A 21,341-nucleotide genomic window follows, 5' to 3' on the forward strand; every position below is an offset into this window, starting at 1 on the left:
CCGCTGGGAAGTCCTCATAGACGACGCCACCGAACCCCTCCCCGAAGCTGACATCACCCGAATGACCGCCACCACAACAGCCGCCAATTTCCGCTTCCCACCCCTCCGCAACGGCACCCCCCACATCCCGACTTAATACCCCAAGCAAGAAATAAACGAATCACTCATATTCGCGGCGTGACGCAGCCCACGTTCGACAATTTCGTCGAAAAATCAAACGCACCAGCTCGAACATGGATACCGTCTCCGTATGCCGACACAGGAGCACGACGTCTCGGCTGAACTCTTCCGCTGGTCCCCCATGCTCGCTGCGGAACTGCTCACCGAGATGGGCGTCCATCTGCCGGACATCCGGCAGGCCCGGGACGTCTCAGAGTCCTTCACCGACCACAGAACGAACGAGTACAGGGCCGACGCGGCCGTCATCCTCGAAACCGCCCGCGGCCGTACGGGCGTGGTGGTCGAGGTCCAGCGCAAGAAGGCCGACGACAAACGCTGGACGTGGCCGCTCTACCTCGCGACCCTCCGCAACCGCCAGCGCTGCCCCACCGTCCTCCTGGTGATCGCCCCGGATCCCAAGGTCGCCGAGTGGTGCGCCACCGCGATCGATACCGGACATCCGGGGCACACGCTGACCCCGCTCGTCCTGAGCCGCGACCACGTTCCCCTGCTCAAGAACGCCGAGGAGATCGCCGCCGACCCCGCTCTGGGAGTTCTCTCCGCCCTGTTCCACGGCGACGGAGAGCATCAGAAGGAGGTCGTCCAGGCCGGCTTCGACACCACGAACCTGATGGCGGAGCGAGGCGACGAACGCTTCAAACGGTACTATAACCATCTGATCGCAGTTCTTCCCGAGGCTGCGCGAAAGGCCCTGGATATGAAGATGAATACGGAATCGCAGTACTCCTACTCCGAGTTCCTCAGCGAGGCGGCGGCCAAGGGAAAGGCCGAGGGTAAGGTCGAGGGGATCGCCGGGGCGGTGCTACGCGTTCTGAAGAAGCGTGGCATCGCGGTGACCGACGAGCAGCGCGAGCGAATCGTGGGCTGCACGGACGTCGAGCAGCTGGACGCCTGGCTGGACCGGGCGATCACCGCGCACAAGGCCGCCGACGTCTTCGACTAGGACTTCGACGAGTGCTCACGGCCAGAAGGGTCCGGCCGTTGCAGGTGACGGCCGAGATCGTGGCGGGGACGGTGGCGGCGGAGCTGAGGTGAGGCCGGGTGCCTCTTCGGCTACGGGCGGCGGTCGGATGTGCCAGGCTTGGGGGGCTGTACCCCACCCTGAGGAGAACGTCCCGTGTCGCATGGCGGCCTGCCGGAGCGCATCGGCCCGTACCGGGTCGTGGACCGGCTCGGCGAGGGCGGAATGGGCACGGTGTACGCGGGGCTGGACGGGTCGGGACGCAAGGTCGCCATCAAGGTGATCAGGCGCGAGTTCGCCGCCGACCGGCAGTACCGCGCGCGTTTTGAGGCGGAGGTCGCGGCGGCGCAGCGGGTGCGGCCGTTCTGCACGGCGCCCGTCCTGGACGCCGACCCCGCCGCCGATCCGCCCTACCTGGTCACCGAGTTCGTGAACGGGCCGAGCCTGGACGCGGCCGTGGCCAAGGACGGCGCGCTTCGGGGCGCAGACCTGGAGGCCGTCGCGGTCGGCATCGCGACCGCGCTGACCGCCATCCACGACGCCGGGGTCGTCCACCGCGACCTGAAGCCCGCCAACGTGGTGCTGTCCACGTTCGGGCCGCGGGTCATCGACTTCGGCATCGCCCGCTCCCTGGACGGGACGCGCCTCACCGCGACCGGCGGCATCGTCGGCACGCCCGCGTTCATGGCCCCCGAGCAGCTGGACGGACGCGGCGCGACACCGGCGTCCGACGTCTTCGCCTGGGGCGCGACGGTGGCGTTCGCGGCGCGCGGCGGGCCGTGCTTCGACGGCGCCTCGCTTCCGGCGGTCATCCACCAGATCATCAGCGGGGAACCGGACCTGAGCGGGCTGGACGGCTCGCTCCTCGAGACCGTCCGCTCGGCGCTCGCCAAGGACCCGGCGCGGCGGCCGTCCGCCCAGTCCCTGCTGGACGGGCTCATCTCCAGCGGCGTCCGGCAACCCGCCCAGACCGTTGACCGGCCTCGGACGCAAGCCTCCGCGCAACCCGCAAGACCTGCGCAACCCGCACAATCCGTGCAGTCTTCGACGCAGGCTCCTGGGCAGCAGCGGACGCATGGCGCCGGGGGGTTCCAGGGGCCCGCGCTCGCCGCGGGGGAAGCGGAGGCGCTGGTCGAACGGCAGTACCGGCAGGCCGCGCAGGCCGGCGACCCGGCCGCGATGCGCAACCTGGCCATGCTGCTGAACGGGCAGGGCCGCACGGCCGAGGCGGAGACGTGGAGCCGGTACGCCGACGCGATCGCCGCCCGCGGTGCCGCTTACCGGGAGCCCGCGGGCTACGGCGGTTATCCGGCGCAGTCGCCGTACGCGGCGTCCGGGCACCATTACCAGGCCGCTGCCGCCGCACATCATCCGCACGCCAAGCGGCCCGTCAACAGCCTCGCGATCTACGCGGTGTCCATGGGGGCGGTCGGCTTGATCACGTGCGGGCTCCCGTCCATCCCGGCGATCATCGCGGGGCACATGGCGTGGGCGCGGCTGCGGCGCTCCGGGGAGCGCGGGCTGGGGCTCGCGGTGACCGGGATCGCGCTCGGCTGGGTCATGGTGGCGTTCTGGGCGATGGTCGCCTTCGGCGCGGCCCTCCCGGACGAGGCCTGACGCCCCCGGAAAATGCGTTGCGGCGGTTTCCCGGGTGCTGGCACCGTGGACGACGTCAGCCCGTCCAAGACACGAGGCTTTGAGAGGAGGACCGGCCATGGCTCTGGAGCAGTATCGACTTCGACTGCCCTCGGCGTCGCGCGCCCGCCCCGGCCGGTATCCCGTCTCCTGACGATCTTCCGGTCGAGCCGCCGCGAGTGACGCCCCTCGCGAATCTTCTCGCGGCTCTACTCCAACAGGCAGAGAGGCCACTCTCAGGAAGTGGATGTTCCGGGTTCGACTCCCGGGAGCCGCACGCATGCCTCCGTAGTCCAACGGCAGAGACGGCAGCATGAGGTGCTGTGCGCTGGGGGTTCGAATCCCTCCGGAGGTACGAGCGCGGCCGCGGTGGTCGCGTGATGCGGGCCCTGGCGGTCCGTGCTTGAGGCGGCGCCGACGTTCGGAGAGTCGGGTCCGGCTGTAACCCGGTTGCCATCGCGCTGAGTGGGTTCGAATCCCACCCGCCTCACCGTTGATTCGCTCGGTTTCACGGTCTGACCTGGGGGAACTCATAGGCGCGCATGCGCGGGGTCACCAGGTCATGACGGGGGGCGAGCATGGGGTCTTGGCGAGGACACGTGATCGGCGGACTGATCCTGCTGCTCTGCGCCGTGGCATGCGGCAAGGGCGAAGAGGCGTCGCTGGCGACCACGCCCCTGCCGATGCAGCCGAGCGGCCTGGCCGTCGGCGGCGACGTCCAGCCCCAGGCGACGGACCTGGCGCAGACCCGCATCTCCAAAGCGCAGCTGCAGGAGATCGCGGCGGCGTGCCGCGAGGCGGTCGAGATCACGGACGCGGGCGGCGATCCGTGCGCCCGGTCCATCCGGGAGCAGTTCAAGAACCAGCGGCCGTGCCGGCCGGACTCGCCCTGCATGATCGCGCGCGAGACGAGCCACAACCCGGCGGGGATCGTCGAGATCAAGGACAGCTCCATGTGCGCGGGCGGGGAGGGGAACGTGTGCCTGCGGGTCGGGGTGAAGACCAGGACGGAGTTCTTCGACGTCGCCGCGACGAAACCGCCCGGGGCGTCGCCCGGCGGCGAGTCACCGCCTGGGGAGTCGACGTCGCCCGGCGGTGAGTCGCCGACGCCCGAGGGGCCGAGCGGCGAGACCGAGATCACTCCGGAGCCCCAGCCGGACAGCCCGGGAGACGGCCCGCCCGACGAGGACGGCCCCGGCCCCGGCGGGACCTGACCGATGCCCGCCGAACCCTCCGCCGAACGGCCCGCCGAGCCGTCCGCCGAGCAGCCCGCCGAGCAGCCCGCCGAGGCGGGTGACGCGCCGTCCGGTGGGGACCAGGCGATCGGACGGGTCGTCGAGATCGCCGGACGGGTGCTGGCGTCCACCGGTGTGCTGACGGCGATCCTCTACTACTTCGGCTACGTGCGCGAACGGGCGCTCTTCGCCTACTTCGGGATCGATCTCGGCACGGTCGGGTTCACGACGACGGACTACCTCGTCCTGAGCGCGGGCCCGGTGTTCTCGCCGCTGGCGTCCGTGATGGTCTTCGGTGTGGGGGCGCTCATCGCCCACCATCTCCTCGTCCATCTGATGCGCGGCGCGTCCCATCGCGTGCGGCTGCTGGTGTGCGTGCTCCTCACGACCCTGGCCTTCACTCTGCTCACGATCGGCGCGGTCAGCCTGCACCGGCAGGCCGAGGACGCCGTCAGCGGGCCCTACCTGTCGCCCGCGGCGCTCGGCGCCGGGACCCTGCTGCTGGAGTACGTCGCCGAGGCCGCGACCCGGTACGGCGTGGCGCGGGGCGGGTGGTCGGAGATGCTCGCGTCCACCCGGGCCGTCCGGCGGCTGCTGCTCATCGCGCTCGCGCTGATCGCGGCCTTCTGGGCGACGGCCAACACGGCGCAGCAGCACGGCCTCGACGCGGCCCGCGCCATCGAGCTGTCGCTGCCGACCAGCCCCCAGGCGATCGTGTACACCCGGGAGCGCCTGCACATCACCGGACCCGGCGTCGGAGTGGTGCAGCTGGGCGCCAAGGACGCCGCGTTCGGCTACCGCTACAACGGCCTGCGCACGCTCGCGCACGTGGGAGGCCGCTGGTTCCTGCTCCCGGCCGGCTGGACGCGCCACAACGGCGCGACGGTCATCCTGCTTCCCGACTCCACGAAGGACGTCCGGGTCGATCTGGCTCCCTGACGGCGCTCCCCGGCCGTTGCATCCGACCCCGCGCTGAACTAATGTCTGGACACGTGTCCGGTAATGAGCTGACGACCGAGCCCACCCGCCGCCGCCTCACCGAGCGGCAGGCCGACACCGTCCGGCGGCTGACGGACGCCGCCGTGGCGGAGGTCGGGGAGACCGGCTACGAGGGGTTGACCGTCCGCAACGTGGCCAGGCGCGCCGGGGTCGCCCCTGCCACCGCCTACACCTACTTCGCGTCCAAGAACCATCTGATCACCGAGGTGTTCTGGCGGCGGCTCAGCGCGCTGCCGCAGGTGGACGCCGACGGGACGCTCCGCGAACGGGTCGTGGCCGTCCTCCGCGAGATCGCGCTGCTGGTGTCGGACGAGCCCGAGCTCGCCGCGGCCTGCACCACCGCGCTGCTCGGCACCGACCCCGACGTCCGCGAGCTGCGGGTGCGGATCGGCGTCGCGATCCGGGACCGGCTGCGGGCGGCGCTGCGCGAGCACGACGATCCGAAGATCCTCGGCGCGCTGGAGCTGGCCTACACCGGCGCGCTCGTGCACGCGGGCATGGGCTACACGTCCTACGCCCGCATGGCCGACCGGCTCGCCGAGATGGCGGAGCTGATCCTCCCCGACCCCGCCGACTGACGAGTGCCGATTGACGAGGGCCGACCGACGAGGGCCGACTGACGAGGGAGCAGCTGTGGGCACCGCCGCGCAGGTCTCGTACAGCCCGTTCGACTATGCCGTCCACGAGGATCCCTACCCGTTCTACGCGCGGCTCCGCGAGGAGGCGCCGCTGTACCGCAACGACGAGATCGGCTTCTGGGCGCTGTCCCGGCACTCCGACGTGTCCGCGGCGTTCCGTGACCACGCGACGTTCTCCAGCTCGCACGGCGTCTCGGTGGAGCCGAGCGCCTGGGGCCCGCACGCGCACCGGACGATGTCGTTCCTGGCGCTCGACCCGCCGCGGCACACCCGGATGCGGGCACTCGTCTCGAAGGGCTTCACGCCACGCCGGGTCCAGGAGCTGGCGGACGGGATCCTCGCACTGACCCGGCGGCATCTGGAGCCCGCGCTGGAGAAGGGCGAGTTCGACTTCGTGTCCGGCTTCGCCGGGCTGCTGCCCATGGACGTGATCTCCGAGCTGATGGGCGTCCCGGACGCGGACCGGGCGGAGGTGCGGCGGCTCGCGGACGCCGTCGTCCACCGGGAGGAGGGGCTCGACGACGTCCCGCCCGCCGGGATGGACGCGGCGCTCACCCTCGCCGGCTACTACCAGGACATGGTCGCCGCGCGCAGGCGCAGGCCGTCCGGCGATCTGACGTCGGCGCTGCTGGACGCCGAGATCGACGGCGACCGGCTGGCCGACACCGAGATCATCGCGTTCCTGTTCCTGATGGTCGTCGCCGGGAACGAGACGACGACCAAGCTGCTCGCCAACGCCCTCTACTGGGGTGCGCGCAACCCGGCGCAGGTCGCGAAACCGTTCGGCGACCCGGCGCGCGTGGACGATTGGGTGGAGGAGACGCTCCGGTACGACACGTCCAGCCAGATGCTGGCCAGGAGGGTCGCGAAGGACGTCGAGCTGCACGGACGGCGGATTCCCGAGGGCGACCGGGTGCTGCTGCTGGCCGGCTCCGCCAACCGCGACCCGCGCGTCTTCGAGCGCGCCGACGCCTACGACCTCGATCGCGACACGTCGCGGCTCGTCAGCTTCGGCGGCGGGCGGCACTTCTGCCTGGGCGCCAACCTGGCCCGGCTGGAGGCGCGGATCGCGCTGACCGAGCTCGTGCGGCGCGTCGCGTCCTACGAGGTCGACGAGGCGGGCGCGGTGCGGGTGCACTCGGTGAACGTCCGCGGCTTCGCCGCCCTGCCCGTCCGGGTCGAGGTGCGGTAGGCATGCCCAGGTTCGATCCGCATCCCGAGCGGCGTCCGGCCGTGGTGACGGGCGCGTCGTCCGGGATCGGCGCGGCCACCGCTACGGCGCTCGCGGCGGCCGGGCATCCGGTCGCGCTCGGCGCGCGGCGGCTGGAGAGATGCGAGGAGCTGGCCGCGACGATCCGCGCCGGCGGGGGAGAGGCGGTCGCGCACCCGCTGGACGTCGGTGACACCGGGTCCGTCGAGGCGTTCGCGTCCGCCGCCGAGGACGCGCTCGGGCCCGCCGAGGTCGTCGTCTCCGGGGCCGGTGATCTGGACGCCGCCCGCATCCACGAGCTGGACCCGGACGAGTTCGCCGCGCAGGTGCAGGTCCATCTCGTCGGTGCGCACCGGCTCGTCTCACGGTTCGTCCCGGGGATGGTGGCGCGGCGGCGCGGGGACGTGGTGTTCGTCTCCTCGGACGTCGTGCGCGTGCCCAGGACGCGGATGGGCGCCTACGTCGCGTCCAAGAACGGTGTGGAGGGCATGGCGCGGGCCATGCAGATGGAGCTGGAGGGGACGGGTGTGCGGGCGTCGATCGTCCGTCCCGGGCCCACGACGACGGGCATGGGGATGGGCTGGGACGCGCGGACGACCGGCGAGGTCCTGGACGAGTGGGTGAAGTGGGGCGCGGCGCGGCATCCCTACTTCCTCCGCCCTTCGGACGTGGCCGCCGCCATCGCGGCGGTCGTGTCCACGCCGCGCGGCTCGCATCTCTCCCTGGTCGAAATTCAGCCCGAAGCGCCCCTGGAGGAGGCACAGTGACCGCATTGGTGGAGCCGCGCGTCGTGTCGGGCGGGCCCGACCATCTGGAGGAGCTGCGCTCCGACCCGATCGGGCTGATGCGGCGCGTCCGGGACGAGTGCGGCGACGTCGGCGAGTTCCGGCTCGCCGGGCGGCGCGTCGTGCTGCTGTCGGGCGCGGAGGCCAACGAGTTCTTCTTCCGCGCCCCGGACGAGGAGCTCGACCAGGCCGAGGCGTACCCGTTCATGACCCCGATCTTCGGGGAGGGCGTGGTGTTCGACGCGACGCCCGAGCAGCGCCGCGAGGCCCTGCACAACCAGGCGCTCAAGGGCTCGTACCTGAAGGGGCACGCCGCGACGATCGCCGCCGAGGTCGACCGGATGGTCGCCGGATGGGGCGACGAGGGCGAGATCGACCTGCTCGACTTCTTCGCCGAGCTGACGATCTACACCTCGTCGGCGTGCCTGATCGGCCGCAAGTTCCGCGCGGCGCTCGACCGGCGGTTCGCCGACCTGTACCACGACCTGGAACGCGGCACCGACGCGCTCGCCTACGTCGACCCGTACGCCGACATCGACAGCTTCCGGCGGCGGGACGCGGCCCGCGCGGCGCTGGTCGGGCTCGTCCAGGGGATCATGGACGCGCGGCCCCCGGACCCGCCGAAGGACGACCGCGACCTCCTCGACGTCCTCCTGTCGGTCAAGGACGCGGACGGGCGGCCGCGGTTCGACGCCGACCAGGTCACCGGCATGTTCATCTCGATGATGTTCGCCGGGCACCACACCACGTCCGGCACCGCCGCCTGGACGCTGATCGAGCTGCTCCGCCATCCCGGCGTGCTGGACGGCGTCGTCCGCGAACTGGACGCCCTGTACGCCGACGGGCGCGAGGTCTCCTTCCAGGCCCTTCGCGCGATCCCCGCCCTGGAGTCGGCGATCAAGGAGGCGCTGCGGCTGCATCCGCCGCTGATCCTGCTCCTGCGGGTCGCGAAGACCGACCAGGAGGTGGTCGGCCACCGCATCCCCGCCGGGACGATGGTCGGCTGCAGCCTCGCCGTGTCCAACCGGATCGAGGCCGACTTCCCCGAACCGGACGCGTTCCGTCCCGAACGCTACGCCGCGCCCCGCGAGGAGGACCTCCTCAACCGCTGGACGTGGGTGCCGTTCGGCGCGGGACGGCACCGCTGCGTCGGCGCGAACTTCGCGATGATGCAGCTCAAGGCCATCTTCTCGGTGCTGCTGCGGGACTGGGAGTTCGAGCCCGCCCAGCCTCCGGAGACCTACCGCGACGACCACTCGAAGATGGTCGTCCAGCTCGCGCAGCCGTGCGCCGTCCGCTACCGCAGGAGGCGCCGGTGAGGATCGCGGCCGACCTCGATCTGTGCCAGGGGCACGCCATGTGCGAGCTGGAGGCCCCGGACGTGTTCGAGGTTCCGGCCAAAGGCAAGGTCCGTGTCCTGGACGCCGACCCGCCAGAAGACCGGCGCGCGGAGGTGACCGCGGCCGTCCGCTACTGCCCGACCCAGGCCCTCAGACTGCTGGAGACGTGATGCCCTCCTTCCCCCGCGAAGAGCTCGACGCGATGGTCGAGCACTGGCTGGAGTCCAACCGGCGCTGCGAGGAGGCCGGCGACTGGCGCCCGCTCGCCGACCTCTACACCGAGGACGCCACCTACGGCTGGAACCTCGGCCCGGCGCAGGACTTCATGGCGGTCGGCCGCGACGAGATCCGCGACCTGGCGCTCGGCTCGGAGATGGGCGGCCTCGACGGGTGGACGTACCCGTACCAGAGCGTCCTGGTCGACGAGCGCAGCGGCGAGGTCGTCGGGTTCTGGAAGCAGGTCGCGGACGCGCGCCGCCCCGACGGGACGCCGTACGAGGTCCCCGGCATCGGCGGGTCGTGGTTCCGGTACGCGGGGAACCGGCAGTGGTCGTGGCAGCGGGACTGGTTCGACCTCGGCAACGTCACGTCCGTGTTCGTGGAGATGATGAAGGCGGACGTGCTGTCGGACGGGATGCGGCGGCGGCTGGACCGGGGGTCGTCCGGCGAGCCGGTCCCCGGGTACTACGCGCGTGGGGAGAGCCCCGTCCCGATCTGGTGATCGGCGCTCGGACGGCCGCCGGGGCGGTCAGATCTGGCCTTCGGGTTTCTGCGGGATCGTCGCCTCGATCAGCGGGCCGAGCTCGATGAGCACGTCCCCGGCCGGGTTGTACTTGGGCGGGACGGTCACCTCGACGTACGCCTGCCGCGCGACGGCGGTGAACGTGACCGGGCGGTTCGCGGGCTGCCCGAACCAGTCGACCCGGTTGATCGTCACCAGCTGGGACGTGGGATGGAGCGTCGCGGGACGCGGCACCCCGCAGCGCAGCGCGATCGGCGGCGATCCCCAGGCGGCGGTCAGCGGCGAGCTCGGGGAGGTGTCGCGGCGCTTCTGCCCGTGCACCTTCTCGGGGAGGCGCAGGCCCTCGCAGAGGCGCCGTGCGGCGGCGTCCGGCTGCGGCACCTGGACCTGGACGGCGCCGTCGCCGCACGCGCCGGCTATCAGGGCCAGCCCGGCCACCAGCAAGGGGAGCTTAGATGTGGACAATCGGGCACGTGAGAGTGCGGGTGATGCCCTCGACCGCCTGGATCTGGGCGACGACGAGCTTGCCGAGCTCGTCGACATTGCGCGCCTCCGCTCGGACGATCACGTCGTAGGGACCTGTGACGTCCTCCGCCAGAGTGACACCCGTTATGCCGGAGATATGGCTTGCCACCTCGGCCGCCTTGCCGACTTCGGTCTGGATGAGGATGTAGGCCTGCACCATCACGTCCTCCCCGGGCGGAGATTCAACCGTCGGACGGTTCACCGTATCGTGTTACGCGCCGCCGCGCGTGGCCGGGGGCGGGCGCGCCCTGGGCGGGCGCGTACGGCACGGTCAAAGTACGAGAAACGGCGCGGACGGGGCGGATGGGCACGATCGGGGACGTGGGCGAATTCGGGCTGATCGCCCGGCTGACGCGGCGGCTCCCGCAGGGTCCGGACGTGCGGCTCGGCCCCGGCGACGACGCGGCCGTGATCGCCGCGCCGGACGGGCGTGTCGTGGCCACCACCGACCTGCTCGTGGAGGGCCGGCACTTCCGCCGCGACTGGTCGGGCCCCTACGACATCGGGCGCAAGGCCGCCGCGCAGAACCTCGCCGACGTCGTCGCGATGGGCGCCCGTCCCACGGCGCTGCTCGTCGGGTTCGCGGCCCCGCCCGCCACCGAGGCGGAATGGGCCGAACTGCTCTACGACGGGCTCGCCGACGAATGCCGCGCGGCGGGCGCGTCCGTCGCCGGGGGCGACGTCGTCGGCGCGCCCGGCATCGTCACGCTCGCGATCACCGCGCTCGGGGATCTGGGCGGCGCGGCTCCGCTCACCCGGTCCGGGGCGCGTCCGGGCGACGTCGTGGCCGTCCGGGGGCGGCTCGGCCACGCCTCCGCGGGGCTCGCACTGCTCACCGAAGGGCGGGACGGGCCGGCTCAGCTGATCGCGGCACACCGCCGTCCGGAGCCCCCGTACACGGCGGGGGAGGAGGCCCGCTCGCACGGCGCCACCGCGCTGCTGGACGTCAGCGACGGGCTCGTCCAGGACCTCGGGCACATCGCGGACGCGAGCGGCGTCCGGATCGAGGTCGACTCGTCCGCCGTGCCCGTCCCGGAGATCCTCGGCCCGGACGGGCTGCGGCACGCGCTCACCGGCGGTGAGGACCACGCCTTCGCCGGAACCTTCCCTCCGAACGCCGTCCTGCCCTCCTCTTGGACGGTGATCGGGAGCGTCGGAGAGGGGGCGGGAGTGCGCGTGGACGGACGCGAACCGCCGGCCGGAGCGTGGGACCATTTCCCGACGTGAGACGGCATGCACGCAGCGAGTCCACCCGTGCGCGTTGGGGCATCCTGTAGGCACGGTTGGTACGGGTTTGGTATACATCCTCTGATCGAAGAGGGATGGGATGGGACGACACACCAGGCGCGAAGAACCGGACGACGAACCCGTACCGGACGCCGCCGCGTCCCAGGGTGCGTTCTACGGCGCTCCGCCGGACACGTCCTTCGACGCCTTCTCCGGCCCGACCGACGACCGCGTCTACGTGTCGCCGCACGATCGCATCTCGACGGGCCCGCCGCCCGACGTCGATCGCACGCACGGCCCTCCGGCCCGGCCGCTGTTCGACCCTCTCCCAGGCGACTATCCCGGTGACTATCCAGGCGCTCCCAGCCTCCACCCCGCCACCGCTCCCGAAGACCCGTTCGATCCGTTCGGCTCCTACGAGCCGTCCCAGCCGCTCTCGCCGCCCGACATGCCGGATCAGCGAGACCCGGAGGCCCGCGCCGAGGCGTCCGGGCCGGGCGGCGGGCCGTTCAAGTTCCTCTCGGTGCTCCCCGTCCCGCTGCTGCCGATCGTCGCGCTCGTCATCGCGGTCGGGATCGTCGCCTACGCGCTGAGCACGCAGCAGATCTCCCTCAACTTCGCCGGCGGCGCGCCGCACGACAGCACGCAGACCAACCCCAGGGACAACCAGGTCTCCCAGCGCGAGAAGAACGAGCGCGCAAGCCGCGGCGCCGGCCGTACCGACGGCCTCGTCATCGCGTTCCGGGTCGCGTCCAAGAGCCCCGGCGGCTTTAAGGCGACCGCCACGATCGCCAACAACGGCCCGCGGCCGGTCACCAGGTGGGCGCTCGCGTTCAAGATCTCCGGCGCGTCCGTCACGGCCGTCAAGGGCGCCACCGTCGTCAGGACGGGCAGGGTCGCCTATGTCCGCGGACGCACTAGCATCGCGCCCGGCGCGAAGGTGCAGATCGTGTTCGCCGCGCGGGGCGCCGCGTCCAAGCCGTCCGCGTGCGTCCTGAACAGCCAGCCCTGCGCGTTCGTCTGAGACGTCCCCCGGCCCGGTCGCCCGAGATCGTCCGGGTGGCATGAAGCCATAAAGTGGACGGTATGACGCATTCCCCGTCCGCTGTCCCGTCCCTGCGGCAGGCCCCGCCGCTCGTGCTCACCGTCGCGGGCTCGGACTCCGGCGGCGGCGCCGGCATCCAGGCCGACCTGAAGACCATGCTCGCGCTCGGCGTCCACGGGATGAGCGTCATCGCCGCCGTCACCGCGCAGAACTCGCTCGGCGTCCAGGGCTACTGGGAGCTGCCGGTCGAGGCGGTGCGGGCCCAGCTCGACTCCGTGCTGTCCGACATCGGCGTCCACGCCATCAAGACGGGGATGCTCGCGTCCACGGCCCTGGTCGAGACCGTCGCGGAGGCCCTGGCCGCCTCGGACGCGCCCGCCGTGGTCGATCCCGTCGGCGTGTCCAAGCACGGCGACTCGCTGCTCGCGCCCGACGCCGTCCAGGCCGTCCGCTCGGCGCTGCTGCCGGCCGCGACCGTCGTCACGCCCAACCTCTACGAGGTCGAACAGCTCACCGGCGTCAAGGTGGTGGACGAGGCGGGCCTGCGCGAGGCGGCCGAGGCCGTCAAGGCGCTCGGCCCGCGGTGGGTGCTGATCAAGGGCGGGCACCTGCCGGGCGAGCCCGCCGACCTGCTGTTCGACGGGGAGCGCGAGCACCGGTTCACCGCGCCCCGGCACGACAACCGGCACACCCACGGCACCGGGTGCACGCTCGCGTCCGCGATCGCGTCGCACCTGGCGCTCGGCGAGGACGTCCCCGCGGCGGTGGCGAAGGCGAAGAAGTACGTGACGGGCGCGATCGCGGCGGGCTTCCCGCTCGGCGCGGGCATCGGCCCCGTCGACCACGGCTGGCGCCACCGCACCTGACGTGGGCGTCGCCACCGGCGCGGGACGCCCGGCCCCCCGGACGCGCAAAAACCGGCTCACCGGGCCTACCCGATGAGCCGGCCGAAGCTCTGCCCGGCGGCGCTCAGACCGTCGGCTTGACGACCTTCCCGGCCTTGATGCAGGAGGTGCAGGCGTTGATCCGCTTGGTGCTGCCGTTCACGACGGCGCGCACGCGCTGGATGTTGGGGTTCCAGCGGCGCGGGGTGCGGCGGTGCGAGTGGGAGACGCGCATGCCGAAACCGGGTCCCTTGCCGCAGACGTCGCAGACGGAAGCCACGGGAAACTCCAAGTGGTGTCGAAACTCTGACCGGAGCGCCGCCCGTCGCCGCTGCGGGCGAGCCGGGCATCATGGGCGCTCACTGACGAGCGCCTCGGACGAGGCGCACGGATCAGAGTAGCCGACGGCCCGTCGGATAGGCGAATCGGCTCGCGAAACATCCGGCTTTACCGCTTCCCCAGGACGCCCCTTACACGGTACAGAAGAGTCGGGCGAAAGCTGAGAGGGGCGGGGCGTGGGCGAAGTCCTCGACATGGCGGCGATCCGGCGGTGGTGCAGGGGCGCCGCGGAAGCGCTCGGCAGCACCCGGGCGGAGATCGACGCGCTGAACGTCTTCCCGGTCCCGGACGGCGACACCGGCACCAATCTGCACCTGACCGTGCTCGCGGCGGCGGACGCGCTGGACGAGCTTCCGGACGGCGCGGGCGTCCCGGACACCTGGCGTGCGCTGGCGCGGGGCGCGCTGCTGGGCGCGTGGGGCAACTCCGGCGTGATCCTGAGTCAGGTGCTCCGCGGCCTGGCGGACGTCCTCGGCCCGCTGGACGCGCCGCCCGACGGGGCCGTGTTCGCGAGAGCGCTGGAGCACGCGTCCGGCCTGGCCCGCGGAGCCGTGGAACATCCCGTGGAGGGAACGATCCTCAGCGTCCTGGACGCCGCCGCTTCCGCATGCACCTCGGCCGCGGAATCGTCCGCCACCGACCTCACCGAGGCGGCGCGGGCCGCCGCCGGTGGGGCCCGGGACGCACTGAACCGCACCACCGCCCAACTGGACGTCTTGGCGCGCAGCGGCGTCGTGGACGCGGGCGCGGCCGGGCTCTGCGTGGTGCTCGACGCGCTCGTCGCCGAGCTCACCGAGGAGTACCCCGACCACTACGAGGTGCCCGCCCGCACCCCCGGCGCGCCGGATCCGGTGCGGGAACGGTCCGAGGCGCGGAACGGTCCCGGCTACGAGGTCATCTACCTGCTGTACGCGCAGGACGAGGCCGTCCACACCCTCCGCGAGAAGCTCGACCGCCTCGGTGATTCGCTGGTCGTGGTCGGCGGCGACGGGCTTTGGAACGTTCACGTCCACGTGGACGACGCGGGCGCGGCCATCGAGGCGGGCCTCGCCGCAGGGCGTCCGCACCGGATCCGTGTCACCTACCTGCACGCCGGGGCGCGGGAGCCGCACGCGCCGCACACCGGCCGCGCGGTGATCGCGGTCACCGCCGCCGACGGGCTGGCCGCGCTCTTCGAGGAATGCGGGGCGCAGGTGGTCCGCCGCGACCCGGGCGCGGCGCCGCCGCTCGCCGTCCTCGCGGAGGCGATCCTCGCGGCGGGCGACGAGGTGACCGTCCTGCCGAACGAGCCCGAGGTCCTCTCCCTCGCCGAGGCCGCAGCGGAACGTGCCCGCGAGGCGGGAGCGCGCATCGCGGTCGTCCCGGCCAAGGCGTCTGTCCAGGGGATGGCGGCGCTCGCGGTGCACGACCCGCTGCGCCGCTTCGCCGAGGACGTGATCGAGATGACCCGCGCCGCCGGCGCCACCCGGTTCGGCCACCTGGAGGTCGCCGCGCAGGAGGCGGTCACGAGCGTCGGCCTGTGCCAGCCGGGCGACGTCCTCGGCCTGATCGAGGGCGACGTCGTGACGATCGGCGCGGGCGTCGCGGAGGTCGCGCGGCACGTCCTGGACCGGATGCTGTCCGGCGGCGGCGAACTCGCCACGCTGATCATCGGCCTGTACGCGCCGCCCGGCCTCGCCGCCGTCCTCGAAGGGCATCTGCGCGACGCCCATCCGGACGTGGAGGTCGGCGTCTACGACGGCGGCCAGGAACGGTACCCGCTCCTCATCGGCATCGAGTGAACATCCCCTGATGCCCGTCGCCCCCATCGGCTAGAAAAGACACGTGGCGAATCTCGACGAGCCGTTGCGCAAGGTCCTCGGCGACAAGACGGCCAAGGTGCTGGAGAAGGGCCTCGACCTGCACACCGCCGGCGACCTCCTGCACCACTACCCGCGCCGCTACGCGCACCGCGGCGAGCTCACGCAGCTCAGCGGCCTGCAGGACGGCGAGCACGTCACCGTCATGGCCGAGGTCGTGAAGGTCCAGGGCCGCACCCTCTCCCGCAGCCCCGGCTACGTCCTGGAGATCACCGTCACGGACGGCACCGGCGAGCTCAAGCTGAGCTTCTTCGGCCGCAAGGGCTCCTACCGGCCGGAGAAGGACCTGTCGCCCGGCACGCGCGGCCTGTTCGCCGGGAAGATCAGCACCTACCGGCCGCGCAGCGGCAGGGCGGTCCGGCAGCTCGCGCATCCGCAGTACAAGGTCGTCCACGAGAAGGGCGCCGAGCAGGCCGCGCAGGAGTGGGCCGACGAGATCATCCCGATCTATCCGTCGACCAAGAACCTGCCGATCGAGACGATCGGGACGTCCGTCGGCACCGTCCTCGACCAGCTCGACCTGCCCGCCGACCCGATGCCCGCGCCGCTCCTGCGCCGCCGCGACCTCATCGGCCTGCGCGAGGCGTACGAGGGCATCCACCGGCCGCGGAGCTGGGAGGACCTCGGCCGCGCCCGCAAGCGCCTCAAATGGGACGAGGCGTTCGTCGTCCAGGTCGCCCTCGCGCAGCGCCGCCTCGCCGCCTCCGCCCTCCCGGCGACGCCGCGCCCGCCGTCCTTCGGCGGCCTCCAGGCGGAGTTCGACGCGCGCCTGCCGTTCGAGCTCACCGAGGGCCAGCGCGAGGTGGGCGACGAGATCGCCGCCGACCTGGCCCTCGAACACCCCATGCACCGCCTCCTCCAGGGCGACGTCGGCTCCGGCAAGACGGTGGTCGCACTCCGCGCGATGCTGCAGGTCGTGGACGGCGGCGGCCAGGCCGCACTGCTCGCGCCCACCGAGGTCCTCGCCCAGCAGCACCACCGGTCGATCACCGGCATGCTCGGCGACCTCGCGCAGGCCGGGCAGATCGGCGGGGCCGACAACGCCACCCGCGTCGCGCTCCTCACCGGATCGCAGGGTGCGAAGGCGCGCAAGGAGGCCCTGCTGGACGCCGCGTCCGGCGCCGCGGGCATCGTCGTCGGCACCCACGCGCTCCTCCAGGAGAGCGTCCAGTTCGCCGACCTCGGCCTCGTCGTCGTGGACGAGCAGCACCGCTTCGGCGTCGAGCAGCGGGACGCGCTGCGCGAGAAGACCGGCGGCGGGCGCCCGCACGTCCTGGTCATGACGGCGACGCCGATCCCGCGGACGGTGGCGATGACGGTGTTCGGCGACCTGGAGACGTCCGTCCTCGGGCAGCTCCCGGCGGGCCGCTCCGAGATCCAGACCCACGTGGTGCCGCCGGAGAAGCCCGCGTTCTTCGCCCGCACCTGGGAGCGCATCAAGGAGGAGGCGTCCAACGGCCGCCAGATCTACATCGTCTGCCCGCGCATCGGCGAGCAGGAGGGCGACGAAGGCGACGCCATCGCATCCGACGAGGAGGCCCGCCGCTCACCCCTCGGGATCATGGAGGTGCTGCCGAAGCTGGAAGAACTCCTCACCGGCCTGCGCATCGGCGTCCTGCACGGCAAGCTCCACCCCGACGAGAAGGACGCGGTCATGCGCCGCTTCACCGACCGCGACCTGGACGTCCTGCTCGCCACCACGGTCATCGAGGTCGGCGTCGACGTCCCCAACGCCACCGTCATGGTGATCATGGACGCGGACCGGTTCGGCGTCTCCCAGCTCCACCAGCTCCGCGGCCGCGTCGGCCGCGGCTCCCTGCACGGCCTGTGCCTGCTCGTCACGGACGCCGAACCCGGCAGCAAGGCCCGCGAACGCCTGGACGCCGTCGCCTCCACCACCGACGGCTTCAAGCTCTCCCGGCTGGACCTGGAACAGCGCCGCGAAGGCGACGTCCTGGGCGCCGCACAGGCAGGCCGCACCTCCAGCCTCCGCCTCCTCACCCTCCAAAAGGACGAGGACGTCATCCGCGACGCCCGCGAGGAGGCCACGACCTTGGTCGAGAAAGACCCGGACCTCTCCGACCACCCCGGCCTGGCCACCGTCCTGGCGTCACTTTTGGACGAAGACCGAGCCGACTTCCTCGAAAAGACCTGACCGGGACAACGGAGAACGCATGGGCGATTACAGGCGTCTAACGTATAGCCGATCGTAAGTGGCGATGCGGTGCTCGGGCGGGTACAGGTCCCGTGGCGGGTCTCGCATGCGACGGAGGAGCTCCCATGACGGCCGTTGGCCCATTGCTGCCCAGCGACCCGGCTCAGCTCGGGCCGTACGAGCTGGTCGGACGGATCGGTGAGGGCGGGCAGAGCGTCGTCTACCTGGGGCGCCGCGAGAACGGCGAGCAGGCGGCGGTGAAGCTGCTGCGCGACCGGTTCAGCCGCGACCCGGAGTGGCGGGCGCGGTTCGAGCGGGAGATGCGGATGATCGGGCGGGTCGCCGGGTTCTGCACCGCCCAGGTCCTGGACGCCGACATCTCCGGCGACCTGCCGTACGTCGTCAGCGAATACGTGCCGGGGCCGTCGCTCAGCGGGCTGGTGAACGAGAAGGGCCCGCGGACCGGGACCGACCTCGACCGGCTGGCGATCGGGACCGTGACGGCGCTGGCGGCGATCCACCGGGCGGGCATCCTGCACCGCGACTTCAAGCCGTCCAATGTGCTGATGGGCCCGGACGGGCCCCGCGTCATCGACTTCGGCATCGCGCGGATCGCCGGGGCGTCGGCGACCAAGGGCAGCGGCGTGGTCGGGACGCCGTCGTACATGGCGCCCGAGCAGGTCACCGACACCGACCTCGGCACCGGCGTGGACCTGTTCACGTGGGCGGCGACGATGCTGTTCGCGGCGACGGGACGGCACCCGTTCGGCAACGACACGATCTCCGCGGTGTTCCACCGGATCCTGAACTACGAGCCCGACCTGTCGGCGCTGCCGGAGTCGCTGCGCGGCGTCGTCGCGTCGTGCCTGGCCAAGGACCCGGCGCGGCGTCCGGAGGCGCAGGGGGTGCTGCTGAACCTGCTCGGCGGCGTCGACACGATCGACGAGGGCGACATGGGCACGCTCAGCACCGGCGCCCATTTCGCGGGCGACCCGCGGACGCCGCCGTCCGCGCCGCCGACCGTGGGCCGTGCCGACCACCTGATGGGGACGGACTCAGGCGGTACCGGCCCGGGGATCGGCCTCGGGACCGGCCCAGGGACGGGCCCCGGGATGGGCGGCCCCCCGGGGTACGCGCAGTCGCCGCAGACCGTCCCGCCGCGGCGCAGGAGGCGCGGGCTGGGCATCGCCGCGGCAGCGGCGGCGGTGCTGCTCGCGGCCGGTGTGGGCGGGGCGGCGTGGGCGCTGCTGTCCGGCGGCTCGGGGGAGAAGCCCGCGAAGGCGGACACGGCCGAGGCCGCCGCGCCGCCCGCCGATGCGGCCGCCGTCGTCGACCCGGCCGCGCAGGCGATCAAGACGGTGCTCAGCTTCGACCACGCGTCGCTCGACCAGAACGTGGAGGCGGCGCACCGGGTGTCGACGCAGCGGTACGGCGCCGACTACGACCGCCAGCTCGCGACGCGCGAGTACCGCGACGAGCTGAAGCAGAAGAAGGGCTCGGTGACGACGGAGATCGTCGACTCGGCGGTGGTGGCCGCCTCGTCGGGCACGGTCACGGTGCTGTCGTACGTCAAGCGGACGGTGCGCGCGGAGAACGCCGATCCGAGCCGGCTGCAGGACCCGATGCGGGCGACCATGGTCAAGCAGGGCGGCGGCTGGCTCCTCGACAGCCTGTACTCGCTGAAGGCGGCCTCGCCGCGCGCGGACACGGCGGGCGCGCCCTGGCCGGGCACGCAGGCGCGCGGGGCGCTCGACGCGGTGGCGCGCGACCCGTCCGTCGCGGCGGGCACGCCGGTGGAGATCGGGCTGCGCTCGGGCGGGCAGGCGGACCGGCTGACGGCGCTCGTGACGCTCGGCGCGTGCAAGGGCGCGTGCACCGATCAGGACCAGGTGACCGTCCACCGGGTGCAGCTCCAGCTCACGGGCGGCACCTGGAAGGTCGCGGGCAACGAAGCCCTCTGAGCGTGAACCGCCCTGTGCGGGGCTGAGAGCCGCCCTGCACGCCGGAGGGGCGCCTCCCCGGCTTGGGAGACGCCCCTCTTGCGTGATCCTCAGGACTCGCGGGCTGTGCGCCTGCGGGTCGCGGCCACCGCGGCGCTGCCCGCGGCGATGGCGGTGAGGCCGATCAGGGCCAGCGGCAGCGCGTCGGTGCCGGTGACCGGCAGCTTCTTCGGCGGCGTGAAGTCGCCGATGCCCGCCGCGCCCGGCTTCATGGGCGAGGACGGAAGGTCGGGCAGCAGCGGCCCCGAAGGCGGGCCCGGCGGCGTCGGGCTCGGCGGCACCGGCGGGGTGGGCGGCGTCGGGGCCTGGCAGCCGCCGACGCAGGCGTTCGCCGACACGTTCGCCGACAGCGCCCTGCCGACCGAAACCCCGGCGTTGGCGCCGACCGACAGGCCGGGCTCTTCGGCGGCCGCCGCGGTCCGGTTGCCCTGGCGGGTGCCCGAGCCGCCGCCCAGGGACGCGTTCACGCCCGCGTTCACCCGGATGCCCCCGCTGCCGCCGTCCTTCGGCGCGCCGATGCCGACTCCGACACCGAGGTCGAGGTTGAGGCCCGAGCCGCCGGTCCCGGCCGACTTGGTGGACGTCGCCGAGGGACCGAGATCGAGGCTGAGCAGCGGCCTCGTGGTGCTCGTCGTCTTCGATGCCTCCTTCTCGGGGGCCGCGCCCGACAACAGGGACGCGGACCGTTCGGCGGAGGGCTGGGAGGTCTCAGCGTGTGAAACGCCGCTCATGGCGGCAATGCCGAGAACCGTCGCCCCCGCCGTCACCGCCAGTCTCCTACCGTGATGCACAGATTCTCCTGAGGGGAAAGTGGTTGCACAACCTGCGAGCACGTTTACACGTCCAGTAGTGGCTGTGAACAGCGATTCGATCATTTAGGTGTAGTTCCACAACCGGCCACTGCCCGAGTTGTGCACTCTTGGGGCGTGTCGTTCGTGCATGTGCGGCCGGGCGTCCGAACGCCGCGCGGCCGCGATACTGGGGGGATGACCAGGGTCATCGCGGGGAGCGCGGGCGGACGGCGGCTGGCCGTCCCGCCGGGACGGGACACCAGGCCGACCAGCGACCGCGCCCGCGAGGGCCTGTTCGCCACCGTGCTGGCCCTGCTCGGCCCGCTGGACGGCCTGCGCGTCGCCGACCTCTACGCGGGATCGGGCGCCGTGGGCCTGGAGGCCCTGTCCCGGGGCGCCGGCCACGCGCTGCTCGTCGAGTCGCACCCGCGGGCGATGAAGGTGATCCGGCAGAACGCCGAGGCGCTGGGGCTGCCCGGCGTCGTCCCGTGCGCGGACAAGGTGGAGCGGGTCGTCCGCAAGCCCCCGCCGGGGGAGCCGTACGACCTGGTCTTCGCCGATCCGCCGTATGCGCTGGCGGACGCGTCCGTCACCGTCCTCCTGGAAGACCTCCGCGACAACGGCTGGACGGCCCCGGACGCGCTGATCGTCGTAGAACGCGCCGCCCGCGGCCCTGCACTGCGCTGGCCGGACGGCTACGAGCCCGAACGAGACCGCCGCTACGGCGAAGCAGTGTTCTGGTACGGCCGCGCCACCGACCGTTGACGTGCCACCCACCGTTGACGCGCCGC

The 21,341-nt window shown here is 72.6% G+C and carries 21 protein-coding genes and 3 tRNA genes; 20 read left to right on the forward strand and 4 right to left on the reverse strand.

From position 1 onward, the window contains the following. Positions 1-250: 250 nt before the first annotated feature. The 13 genes from E1287_RS25200 (at position 251) to E1287_RS25255 (ending at position 9,704) form a co-directional block, all read left to right on the forward strand. The gene (locus E1287_RS25200) at positions 251-1,123 is read left to right on the forward strand and encodes a hypothetical protein (RefSeq protein ID WP_131967534.1); all 873 of its coding nucleotides are present in this window, start codon (positions 251-253) and stop codon (positions 1,121-1,123) included. A 174-nt stretch (positions 1,124-1,297) separates the two neighbouring features. After that, positions 1,298-2,758: a protein kinase gene (locus E1287_RS25205; RefSeq protein ID WP_131967535.1), complete on the forward strand. Its 1,461-nt coding sequence runs from the start codon at positions 1,298-1,300 to the stop codon at positions 2,756-2,758. A 221-nt stretch (positions 2,759-2,979) separates the two neighbouring features. Beyond that, a tRNA-Leu gene (locus tag E1287_RS25210) sits at positions 2,980-3,053 on the forward strand. Positions 3,054-3,058: 5 nt separating this feature from the next. Next, positions 3,059-3,131, forward strand: a tRNA-Leu gene (locus tag E1287_RS25215). A gap of 50 nt (positions 3,132-3,181) precedes the next feature. Further along, a tRNA-Tyr gene (locus E1287_RS43940) sits at positions 3,182-3,266 on the forward strand. Positions 3,267-3,375: 109 nt separating this feature from the next. Continuing rightward, positions 3,376-3,990 (forward strand): hypothetical protein, encoded by a 615-nt coding sequence (locus E1287_RS43945; protein ID WP_165969172.1) that lies wholly within the window; start codon positions 3,376-3,378, stop codon positions 3,988-3,990. Between the two features lie 3 nt (positions 3,991-3,993). Further along, the gene (locus tag E1287_RS25225) at positions 3,994-4,950 is read left to right on the forward strand and encodes a hypothetical protein (protein ID WP_165969171.1); all 957 of its coding nucleotides are present in this window, start codon (positions 3,994-3,996) and stop codon (positions 4,948-4,950) included. A 53-nt stretch (positions 4,951-5,003) separates the two neighbouring features. Further along, positions 5,004-5,588, forward strand: coding sequence for a TetR/AcrR family transcriptional regulator (locus E1287_RS25230; protein ID WP_243719425.1), 585 nt, complete (start codon positions 5,004-5,006; stop codon positions 5,586-5,588). Positions 5,589-5,643: 55 nt separating this feature from the next. After that, positions 5,644-6,840 (forward strand): cytochrome P450, encoded by a 1,197-nt coding sequence (locus E1287_RS25235; protein ID WP_131967538.1) that lies wholly within the window; start codon positions 5,644-5,646, stop codon positions 6,838-6,840. Between the two features lie 2 nt (positions 6,841-6,842). Continuing rightward, positions 6,843-7,625 (forward strand): SDR family oxidoreductase, encoded by a 783-nt coding sequence (locus E1287_RS25240; protein ID WP_131967539.1) that lies wholly within the window; start codon positions 6,843-6,845, stop codon positions 7,623-7,625. Next, the gene (locus tag E1287_RS25245; protein ID WP_131967540.1) at positions 7,622-8,962 is read left to right on the forward strand and encodes a cytochrome P450; all 1,341 of its coding nucleotides are present in this window, start codon (positions 7,622-7,624) and stop codon (positions 8,960-8,962) included. The genes E1287_RS25240 and E1287_RS25245 overlap by 4 nt, the downstream gene beginning before the upstream one ends. Continuing rightward, positions 8,959-9,153 carry a ferredoxin gene (locus tag E1287_RS25250; RefSeq protein WP_131967541.1) on the forward strand — a complete coding sequence of 65 codons (195 nt, stop codon included), beginning with the start codon at positions 8,959-8,961 and terminating at the stop codon, positions 9,151-9,153. Before E1287_RS25245 ends, E1287_RS25250 begins: the two co-directional genes overlap by 4 nt. Continuing rightward, positions 9,153-9,704, forward strand: a complete 552-nt coding sequence (locus E1287_RS25255) for a nuclear transport factor 2 family protein (RefSeq protein WP_131967542.1) — start codon at positions 9,153-9,155, stop codon at positions 9,702-9,704. Before E1287_RS25250 ends, E1287_RS25255 begins: the two co-directional genes overlap by 1 nt. A 27-nt stretch (positions 9,705-9,731) precedes the next feature. Here the strand turns inward: E1287_RS25255 and E1287_RS25260 are convergent, their stop codons facing one another. After that, positions 9,732-10,190, reverse strand: coding sequence for a DUF3515 domain-containing protein (locus E1287_RS25260; RefSeq protein ID WP_243719426.1), 459 nt, complete (start codon positions 10,188-10,190; stop codon positions 9,732-9,734). After that, positions 10,177-10,410, reverse strand: a complete 234-nt coding sequence (locus E1287_RS25265; RefSeq protein WP_131967567.1) for an Lrp/AsnC ligand binding domain-containing protein — start codon at positions 10,408-10,410, stop codon at positions 10,177-10,179. The genes E1287_RS25260 and E1287_RS25265 overlap by 14 nt, the downstream gene beginning before the upstream one ends. 143 nt (positions 10,411-10,553) lie before the next feature. Between E1287_RS25265 and E1287_RS25270 the strand changes: the two genes are divergently transcribed. From E1287_RS25270 to thiD, 3 genes are all read left to right on the forward strand, one after another. Beyond that, positions 10,554-11,477, forward strand: coding sequence for a thiamine-phosphate kinase (locus E1287_RS25270; RefSeq protein ID WP_131967544.1), 924 nt, complete (start codon positions 10,554-10,556; stop codon positions 11,475-11,477). Positions 11,478-11,577: 100 nt separating this feature from the next. Beyond that, positions 11,578-12,501, forward strand: a complete 924-nt coding sequence (locus E1287_RS25275; RefSeq protein ID WP_131967545.1) for a cellulose binding domain-containing protein — start codon at positions 11,578-11,580, stop codon at positions 12,499-12,501. Between the two features lie 62 nt (positions 12,502-12,563). Next, positions 12,564-13,388 carry a bifunctional hydroxymethylpyrimidine kinase/phosphomethylpyrimidine kinase gene (gene thiD, locus E1287_RS25280; RefSeq protein WP_131967546.1) on the forward strand — a complete coding sequence of 275 codons (825 nt, stop codon included), beginning with the start codon at positions 12,564-12,566 and terminating at the stop codon, positions 13,386-13,388. 103 nt (positions 13,389-13,491) lie between these two features. Here the strand turns inward: thiD and rpmB are convergent, their stop codons facing one another. Beyond that, positions 13,492-13,686 (reverse strand): 50S ribosomal protein L28, encoded by a 195-nt coding sequence (gene rpmB, locus E1287_RS25285; RefSeq protein WP_030164391.1) that lies wholly within the window; start codon positions 13,684-13,686, stop codon positions 13,492-13,494. A 235-nt stretch (positions 13,687-13,921) separates the two neighbouring features. On the opposite strand from rpmB, the gene E1287_RS25290 reads away from it, so the two are divergent. The 3 genes from E1287_RS25290 to E1287_RS25300 all read left to right on the forward strand — a co-directional run bounded on the left by E1287_RS25290 (position 13,922) and on the right by E1287_RS25300 (position 19,720). After that, positions 13,922-15,526 (forward strand): DAK2 domain-containing protein, encoded by a 1,605-nt coding sequence (locus tag E1287_RS25290; RefSeq protein ID WP_243719427.1) that lies wholly within the window; start codon positions 13,922-13,924, stop codon positions 15,524-15,526. A gap of 43 nt (positions 15,527-15,569) precedes the next feature. Continuing rightward, positions 15,570-17,759 carry an ATP-dependent DNA helicase RecG gene (gene recG / locus E1287_RS25295; protein ID WP_131967547.1) on the forward strand — a complete coding sequence of 730 codons (2,190 nt, stop codon included), beginning with the start codon at positions 15,570-15,572 and terminating at the stop codon, positions 17,757-17,759. Between the two features lie 125 nt (positions 17,760-17,884). Beyond that, positions 17,885-19,720, forward strand: coding sequence for a serine/threonine-protein kinase (locus E1287_RS25300; protein ID WP_131967548.1), 1,836 nt, complete (start codon positions 17,885-17,887; stop codon positions 19,718-19,720). A gap of 89 nt (positions 19,721-19,809) precedes the next feature. On the opposite strand, the gene E1287_RS25305 is transcribed toward E1287_RS25300, so the two are convergent. After that, positions 19,810-20,490, reverse strand: a complete 681-nt coding sequence (locus tag E1287_RS25305) for an LPXTG cell wall anchor domain-containing protein (RefSeq protein WP_131967549.1) — start codon at positions 20,488-20,490, stop codon at positions 19,810-19,812. Between the two features lie 255 nt (positions 20,491-20,745). On the opposite strand from E1287_RS25305, the gene rsmD reads away from it, so the two are divergent. Continuing rightward, complete coding sequence (gene rsmD, locus E1287_RS25310; protein ID WP_131967550.1) at positions 20,746-21,315, forward strand: 16S rRNA (guanine(966)-N(2))-methyltransferase RsmD; 570 nt, start codon at positions 20,746-20,748, stop codon at positions 21,313-21,315. Positions 21,316-21,341 lie beyond the last annotated feature (26 nt).

Origin of the sequence: Actinomadura sp. KC06 (assembly GCF_004348735.1) — a bacterium.
Taxonomy (GTDB): domain Bacteria; phylum Actinomycetota; class Actinomycetes; order Streptosporangiales; family Streptosporangiaceae; genus Spirillospora.